At 72.5% G+C, this 7,063-nt stretch carries 6 protein-coding genes; all 6 read left to right on the top strand.

The annotated features are described in order from the left end of the window. Positions 1 to 1,466, top strand: a 1,466-nt coding sequence (locus tag GT042_RS03900; protein ID WP_202532316.1) for a cobaltochelatase subunit CobN, incomplete at its 5' end; no start/stop codon positions are given. A 217-nt stretch (positions 1,467 to 1,683) separates the two neighbouring features. Further along, the gene (locus GT042_RS03905; protein WP_345943670.1) at positions 1,684 to 2,976 is read left to right on the top strand and encodes an alkaline phosphatase; all 1,293 of its coding nucleotides are present in this window, start codon (positions 1,684 to 1,686) and stop codon (positions 2,974 to 2,976) included. 155 nt (positions 2,977 to 3,131) lie between these two features. Next, positions 3,132 to 3,317 (top strand): hypothetical protein, encoded by a 186-nt coding sequence (locus tag GT042_RS37995; RefSeq protein WP_202532319.1) that lies wholly within the window; start codon positions 3,132 to 3,134, stop codon positions 3,315 to 3,317. 57 nt (positions 3,318 to 3,374) lie between these two features. Beyond that, positions 3,375 to 4,916, top strand: a complete 1,542-nt coding sequence (locus GT042_RS03910; protein WP_161307289.1) for a phenylacetate--CoA ligase family protein — start codon at positions 3,375 to 3,377, stop codon at positions 4,914 to 4,916. After that, positions 4,913 to 5,959: a hypothetical protein gene (locus GT042_RS03915; RefSeq protein ID WP_161307290.1), complete on the top strand. Its 1,047-nt coding sequence runs from the start codon at positions 4,913 to 4,915 to the stop codon at positions 5,957 to 5,959. Before GT042_RS03910 ends, GT042_RS03915 begins: the two co-directional genes overlap by 4 nt. A 65-nt stretch (positions 5,960 to 6,024) precedes the next feature. Next, entirely contained in the window at positions 6,025 to 6,933 is a 909-nt protein-coding gene (locus GT042_RS03920; RefSeq protein ID WP_161307291.1) for an MOSC N-terminal beta barrel domain-containing protein, read from the top strand. Positions 6,934 to 7,063 lie beyond the last annotated feature (130 nt).

The raw sequence follows: 7,063 nt of genomic DNA on the forward strand, positions 1-7,063 counted from the left end.
GCACCACCGCCGACGAGGCCGAGGAACAGGCCCGGGCGCTCGTGCAGGCGATGGAGGACGCCGGCTGGGACCCGGCCGCCGCGCCCCGTATCGCCGCGGGCCACGGCCAGGCGGTCGCGGACATCCTCGACTTCGCCGCCCGCGAGGTCGTCCCGCGCCTGGCCGGCACCACCGACGAGATCGACCACGTGCTGCACGCGCTGGACGGCGGGTTCGTCCCGGCGGGCCCGTCCGGGTCCCCGCTGCGGGGCCTGGTCAACGTCCTGCCGACCGGCCGCAACTTCTACTCCGTCGACCCGAAGGCCGTCCCGTCCCGCCTCGCCTGGGAGACCGGCCAGGCCCTCGCCGACTCCCTCCTGGAGCGGTACCGCACCGACAACGGCGAGTGGCCCACCTCCGTCGGGCTGTCCCTGTGGGGTACGAGCGCGATGCGCACCTCGGGCGACGACATCGCGGAGGCCCTCGCGCTGCTCGGCATCCGGCCCGTCTGGGACGACGCGTCCCGCCGCGTGACGGGCATCGAGCCGATACCCGCCGCCGAGCTGGGCCGCCCCCGCATCGACGTCACCCTCCGTATCAGCGGCTTCTTCCGTGACGCGTTCCCGCACGCGATCGGGCTGCTGGACGACGCGGTCCGCCTCGCCGCCTCGCTGGACGAGCCCGCCGACACGAACTTCATCCGCGCCCACGCCCAGGCCGACCTGGCCGAACACGGCGACGAACGCCGCGCCACGACCCGTATCTTCGGCTCCCGGCCCGGTACGTACGGGGCGGGGATCCTCCAGCTCATCGACAGCCGCGACTGGCGTACGGACGCGGACCTCGCCGAGGTCTACACGGTCTGGGGCGGGTACGCGTACGGCCGCGAGCTGGACGGCCGCCCGGCGCGCGGCGAGATGGAGACCGCGTACAAGCGCATCGCGGTGGCCGCCAAGAACACGGACACCCGCGAGCACGACATCGCCGACTCGGACGACTACTTCCAGTACCACGGCGGGATGGTGGCCACGGTGCGCGCGCTCAAGGGCACCGCCCCGGAGGCGTACATCGGCGACTCGACCCGCCCCGAGACGGTCCGTACGCGCACGCTGGTGGAGGAGACCTCGCGGGTCTTCCGCGCCCGGGTGGTCAACCCGCGCTGGATCGAGGCGATGCGCCGCCACGGCTACAAGGGCGCGTTCGAGCTGGCCGCGACCGTCGACTACCTCTTCGGGTACGACGCGACGACCGGCGTCGTGGCCGACTGGATGTACGACAAGCTGACGGAGACGTACGTCCTGGATCCGGAGAACCGGCAGTTCCTCCAGGAGGCCAACCCCTGGGCGCTGCACGGGATCGCCGAGCGGCTGCTGGAGGCCGAGTCGCGCGGGATGTGGGAGAAGCCGGACCCGGCGGTCCTGGACGCGCTGCGGCAGGTGTTCCTGGAGACCGAGGGCGACCTGGAGGACAACGGCGCCGAGGACTAGCGCCGGGCGTCGACCAGAAGCGGCGGCCAGAAACGCGGGGCGGACGGGCCGGGCGGCGGGCGGACGGATCAGGTATCGGGGCGGACGGGCCAGGTAGTTGTACGGACCAGGTGGTGTCCGCCCCGTGTTTCCCCCGCCGTCACTTTTCCTTCACTGCGGAGACCGTCCCTCCGCTTAGCTTCCTCGGTGAAAGCTGTGCCATTCATGAGGAGCTGCTGTGAACACACGCGTGCTTGGTACGCGATGGGGCGCACCCGTCGCCGCGGCCGTGACCGCCGCCGTCGCGACGATGGTGCTCAACCCGACGCTCGGTGCGTCGGCCGCTGCTCCGCAGTCCGCGGCGAAGGCCAAGGCGCCCGCCGCGAAGAACGTCATCTTCATCAACGGTGACGGCATGGGCGCCTCGATGCGCGAGGCCGGCCGCCTGCACCTCGCAGGCCTGGAAGGCCAGTTGGCCATGGACCGCCTCACCGCGTCCGGCCAGCTCACCACCACCCCGCACGACCCGAAGGCCGTCGTGACGGACTCCGCCGCCGCGGCGACCGCATGGGCCACGGGGGAGAAGACGTACAACGGCGCGATCAGCGTCGACGTGGACGGCAACCCGCTGGCGACCCTGGGCCAGCAGGCCAAGGCGGCCGGCAAGGCCACCGGCCTGGTCACCACCGCCCAGGTCACCGACGCGTCCCCGGCGGCGTTCTTCTCGAACACCGCCGACCGCGGCAAGCAGGACGAGATAGCCCGCCAGTACCTCGACGTCAGCAAGCCCGACGTCATCCTCGGTGGCGGCGAGGACTGGTGGCTGCCCGCCGGTACGCCGGGCGCCTTCAAGGACAAGCCCGCCGAGGACACGTCCGAGGCGAGCAAGGGCACCAAGGGCAACCTGATCCAGAAGGCCAAGAAGGCCGGCTACTCGTACGTCACGAGTGCGAAGGAACTGGACAAGGCGAAGAACGGCAAGATCCTCGGCCTGTTCGCCAACGAGGAGATGTTCCAGCAGCACCCCGAGGGCCAGGGCGACGTCTACAGCCCGGTCGTGGACCTCGGGACCATGACCGGCAAGGCGCTGGGCAGCCTGGACAAGAACAAGAAGGGCTTCTTCCTCGTGGTCGAGGAGGAGGGCACCGACGAGTTCGCGCACTCCAACAACGGCACGCGCGTCCTCCAGTCGATGCAGCAGCTGGAGAAGGCCGTCGCGGTCGCCCGCGCCTACGTGGCGACGCACCCCGACACCCTCCTCGTCGTGACGGGCGACCACGAGACCGGCGGTCTCGCGGTCGAGGAGAACGACGCCACCGACGAGTCCGGGGACGCGATCTCGGCCGAGGACGGGCCGTTCACCATTCGCGGCAGCGACCGTACGTTCACGATCGACTGGACCACGTCGGGCCACACCAGCGTGGACGTCCCGGTGACGGCGAGCGGGCCCCTCTCGGACCGCTTCTCGGGCAAGCACCCGAACACGTACGTGCACGACGTGCTGCGTCAGGTGCTGGCGCCGCGCCGCTAGCAGTCAACGGTCAGCAGTCAGCGGTCAGCTGTCAGCAGGGCGAAGCGAAGCAGTAGGGACCGCGGGCCCCGGGGAGTGATCCCCGGGGCCCGCGGCCGTGCGCGACACGTGTCACCCGACGCCCGGCCGCGAATCCAGTTCGTCGGAAGAAACCGTTGATCAGTCAACTGACGTCCCCTAAGGTCGCGTTCATCGAACGACCGCCCCCGGTCGGGAGTGCGTCACCAGGAGCCCAGCCGTCCCCGGACGGCGCCGAACAAGGGAGATCCATCATGGTCAAGCACTACGTGAAGTACGCGTTCAGCACGCTCACCGCGGCCATGTTCGCCAGCATGGTCTGACGTTCGGCCCCGGCCTGGACCGGGAGGAAAAACCCGGTCCAGGCATCAGGAGGCCCCGTGTTCGGCACCGCCCTCAGTCAGCTCCGGTACGGCATGGCGGTCCTCACCAACCGCCGCATCCGCCCGCAGGACCTGGAACGCATTGCCCACGACCTGATCGCGACCCTCGCCGAGTTCGGCGAACCGGGGGCGGACTCGGCTCTGCTCCCCGGCCAGGCGGGCTCGGTCGACCCCGCCGTACGACGGACCGTCACGGAACGCAGCCTGCGCGCCACCGCCGTGGCCGCCGCCCGGCACACCGCCTACTACCGGCGGACGTTCGACGTCCTGGGACTTGACCCGGCCACGCTCACCCCGGAGACCTGGGACCGCGTCCCGGTCACCCCCAAAGAGGCCCTGCGCGGTCTGCCCGCCGCCTTCGTGTCCGCCGCCTCCACCCCCGCGCTGATGGCGCTCACCACCGGGACCAGCGGCACGCCCACCGCTGTCTGGTTCTCCCGGGACGAGGTGGAGATCTCGGTCGCCATGAGCACCGTCTCGGCCGTGCTCGGCATGGGCCTGCGGCCCCGCCACACCCTCGCGTACGCGGGCTGCTCCCGGGCGACCCTGCCCCTGCTCAACGTGGAGGAGTCGGTGACCCGCATCGGTGGTTCCTTCGTCCAGATCGGCACCGTGGACCCGGCCGTGGCGCTCGACCGGCTGGCCGCCCCGCTCGGCCTGCCGGGCAAGGCCCCGCAGATCACGCATCTGACGGTCTCCGCGTCGTACCTCTCCGCCCTCGTCGAGGAGGCGGAGCGGAACGGCTGGCACCCGTCGGACTTCGGCCTGGAATCCATCGGCGTCGGCGGCGAGGTGCTCTCCGACCCGCTGCGGGAGCGGGCCGCCGCCGCCCTGGGCGCCCGGATCACCACCGCGTACATGATGACCGAGAGCATTCCCTCGGGCGGTATGCCGTGCACGGAGGGACACCTGCACCACACCACCGAGTTCGGGCACCTGGAGATCCTCGACCCGGTGACCCACGAGCCCACGCCACCCGGGGCCGTCGGCGTCATCGTGCAGACGCCGTACGTCCCGTACCGGGACTGCACGCTGCTGCTGCGGTACGCGACCGGCGACCTGGTCGCGCGCCCCGAGACCGAACCCACCTGCGAGCTGGCCCACCTGCCCGCGACCTCGCCCGTCCTCGGACGCTGGTCGGGTCCGCGGAGCGTCGCCGTACCCACCCGGTCGGTGCTGAACCTGCTGGAGTCGGAACCGGACGTCCCGCTGCCGGCGCGCTATGCCCTGGCCGACGGCCCGGGAGCCGGCCGCGTGGGAGCAGACCGCGCGGGGACAGACCGTACAGGGGCCGACGGTCCGGGAGCCGACCGCCCAGGCAGCACCGTCCTCCATGTCCTCGTCCGCCGGCTGCCCGCCACCGCCCTCCTCGGCAGACTGGAGGAGCGGGCCACGGCGGCCGGCCTCGCGCTGGACGCCATCGTGCTCCACGACGACCCGGCCACGCTGCCACCGACCGGCCCGGTCCGTGCCGATCTGCGCGAGCACACCTTCGAGTCGGCCCGCCCCGCCGCCGTACGCGTCGCGAGCCCCGCGTGAGTACGGCCGCCGCCCTCGTGGGCCTCAACGGAGTGGTCGCCGCGATCACGGCGGCCGGTGCCGTCTACTTCACGCGCGTACGGATGCCCCGCCCCCCGGTCGGCAAGTACGAACTGCCCGACGTCGCCGTGATGACCGCCGTCGTGGTGGTGGCTCCGCTGGCGTATCTGTCCATGCCCCGCACCCTGGTGGCCGTGGTCTTCGGCCTGGTCCTGTGCGCGGCGCTCCAGTTCACCCTCGCGCCGCTCATCGGCGGCGGCCGGGCCTGGCTCGCCTCGACGGTCTCCGTGGCCGCCACCGCCGTGTGCGCGTTCGCCGACCTGCCGGTCGCCGTGACGGCCCTGACCGATGTCCTGCTCGCCGCCGCCGTGGTGGGCGTGGCCAACATGTGGGCGCAGAGCGGGATGCGCTCCCTCCACGCGGCGTGGTTCGCGGGCGTCCTCTGCTGTTACGACCTGGTGGCGACCGGACTCACCTCCCTCATGGACCGGTTCGCGGCCCAGGTCATGGGACTGCCGTTCGCCCCGCTGCTGGCGGTCACCCAGGGCAGGCCACCGGTGGCCCTCGGACTGGGCGACCTGCTGCTCCTGGTGCTCTTCCCGCTGGTGGCCCTCAAGGCGTTCGGCCGGGCCGCCGGCCTTCTCGCGGCCGGGGTCGGCGTGGCGGTGTCGGCGGGTGTCAGCCTGCTGTTCGGCCTGGGAGTGCTGACGGGGGCGTTCCCGCTCCTCACGGCCCTGGGACCGCTGATCGTGCTCCAGCACGTGCTGTGGTCACGCGCCAGGTCGGGCGAGCGGACCACGGCCGAGTGGCGCGCGGGAACACCGCGCCCGGCGGCGGTCGACATCCCCCGGGACCCCGACCCGGCGCTGCTCCAGGCCCTCGAACCGACCGGTGCGGACGCGCTGCGGGCGGACCTGTCCCCGGGCGACTGGCTCGCGGTGGTCGACGGCCGGGCGGTGGGCAGCGGGAAGTCGGCCGGTCAGGCCCGCAGGGACGCGCGGCTGCGCGGCTGTGAGTCGGTGCCGGTGGTACGGCAGCGGTGAGCGGCACTGTGACGCGGTTCCGGGTCAGGGGGATACGGACCTCCTCCAGGCCCTAGCCTGGCCGGGTGGCCCGAGTCGTGGAGTTGACTACGTACCCCGTCAAGGGATGCGCCGGTGTGGAGCTGACCGAGGCGCTGATGACCGAGGCGGGCCTCGCCCACGACCGCTGTTTCATGGTGGTCGACGGGGACGGGGTGTTCCGCAGCCAGCGGCGGGATCCGCGACTGGCGGTGATACGGCCGGGGATCGGCGCGAGCGGTGATCAACTGACGCTGGGGGTACGGGGCGTCGAGGACCTGCGCGCGGAGGGTCTCCGCATCGAGGATCCGCAGGTCGAGGACCTGTGCGTCGACGTGGACCGTACATCCCCGCCCGTCGACGTCGAGATGTTCGGTACGCCCTACCGCGCCGTCGACCAGGGCGAGGCCGCCGCCCGCTGGCTCACCCGCGTCCTGGGCGCGCCCAGCCGGCTCGTGCGCGTACCGCCCGACCACACCAGGGCGACCGACGGGCTGACCCCCGGCACCTGCGGCTTCGCCGACAGCGGAGCCGTACACCTCATATCCCGTGCCTCGCTCACCGCGCTCAACGCGCGCATCACGGAGGGCGGCGGCGCCGCGCTCCCCATGTCCCGCTTCCGCCCGAACATCGTCATCGACGACGACCGGGCGGCGGAGGACGGGGCCGGCACGGGCGACGCGTCCGTACCGCACCACGAGGACGGTTTCCGCCGGTTGACCATAGGCGACACGGAACTGGGCTTCACCAAGCTCGCCATCCGGTGCGCGGTCACCCTGGTGGACCAGCCGACGGGCGTACGGGTAGGGCCCGAGCCGCTGCGGACGCTCGCGCTGTACCGCAGGGCGACGGTGGGCGGGGTCGCGTTCGGCACCAAGTACGCGGTGCTGCGGCCCGGCAAGCTCGCGCTGGGGGACCTGCTGGACGTCACGGAGTGGGACGAGCCGCGGCTCTGACACGGGGGTACGGGCACAGGCGGCGGTTAGGCTGAGCCGGCCCGAGCCCCTGACCCGACCACGCGAGCCCATCGGCCCGAGCCCATCGGCCCGAGGCCACGCGAGCCCCCCCGACTCGCCCCCCGAACCC

The organism is Streptomyces sp. SID3212 (genome assembly GCF_009865405.1).
Classification (GTDB): domain Bacteria; phylum Actinomycetota; class Actinomycetes; order Streptomycetales; family Streptomycetaceae; genus Streptomyces.